This window comes from Pseudomonas sp. SIMBA_041 (genome assembly GCF_046535095.1).
GTDB classification, from domain to species: domain Bacteria; phylum Pseudomonadota; class Gammaproteobacteria; order Pseudomonadales; family Pseudomonadaceae; genus Aquipseudomonas; species Aquipseudomonas mucoides.
Genome location: NZ_JAWRXJ010000614.1, coordinates 1 through 254 on the forward strand (window position 1 = coordinate 1; position 254 = coordinate 254).

A 254-nucleotide genomic window follows, 5' to 3' on the forward strand; every position below is an offset into this window, starting at 1 on the left:
GAACAGTCCGTCCCTCCCGTCCGCCGCAATATCGACAGTGAAACTGGCTTCCGTAAGCCCTTTTTTAAGGTAGGACGCCATTTTTGGCTCGTCCTCGACGATCAAGATCCTCATTGCACGCTTACCTTTCAGGTAAGGAGGCTGAAGCGGGCTCAACGCCGCGTTGTCGAAGCTATCCTGGAGATTGATACAGAGAGATGGAAAAAAAATTACATTTCTGCCATCTTGGCGCGGATGACTGAATAGTCATCGAT

At 50.0% G+C, this 254-nt stretch carries 1 pseudogene; it reads right to left on the reverse strand.

Annotation, left to right across the window (positions count from 1 at the left end):
* Positions 1-114: pseudogene (locus SB725_RS32570) on the reverse strand (DNA-binding response regulator); the annotation flags it as partial.
* Positions 115-254 lie beyond the last annotated feature (140 nt).